Annotated in this window: 1 protein-coding gene; it reads left to right on the top strand. The window is 67.0% G+C overall.

Annotated features, from left to right (window positions below; all coding sequences use genetic code 11):
- Nucleotides 1-372, top strand: a 372-nt coding sequence (locus DMB66_RS65160) for a hypothetical protein (protein ID WP_233625654.1), incomplete at its 5' end; no start/stop codon positions are given.
- Nucleotides 373-531: the final 159 nt, after the last annotated feature.

The following is a 531-nucleotide window of genomic DNA, read 5'->3' as shown; positions in this document are numbered from 1 at the left end:
AAGGTCGCGGCGCGATGCGAACAGGCCGGCTCAGCGGATGAAGAACAGGAGAATCTCGCACCGTCGTTCAAGACGCTGCTGGAGGAACTTCGTGCGTCGCCCGGCTGGGCGCAGTTGCCGTTCAGTCGGCGGCTACGGCGGATCCGCAAGGCGCGGGACTGGTCGCATCAGCAGCTCGCACGTCGGATGGTCCTTGTCGGCAGGAATCATCGCGGGCGAACGGCCGGCGCGGAATCTCTGGTGACGATGCTCAGCAGGTGGGAGAACGACGACCGGGTGGCCGACGAGCGCAACCGTCGGCTGCTCGCCGACGCTCTGGAGGTGGAGGTCGCCGATCTCGGGCTGAGCGTGGATCCAGACGTCATCTGGTGAGCGAAAGTGCCGGCGCAGTCAGTCGCCGACGGTGCTGCCGGCTGGGCGGAGCCCGGCAACACTGAATCGAGCAGGGCCCCAGCTTTCGAGCCGCGCTCGCCTTCGAGTCTGGTTCGATCGAGGCGGGGCTCAGCGTGCGAGGAGCTATTCAGCGCAGGT

It is taken from the genome of Actinoplanes sp. ATCC 53533 (assembly GCF_003947245.1).
Note: the sequence above shows the minus strand (reverse complement) of the source record. Positions and strands in the feature narration are given on the sequence as shown.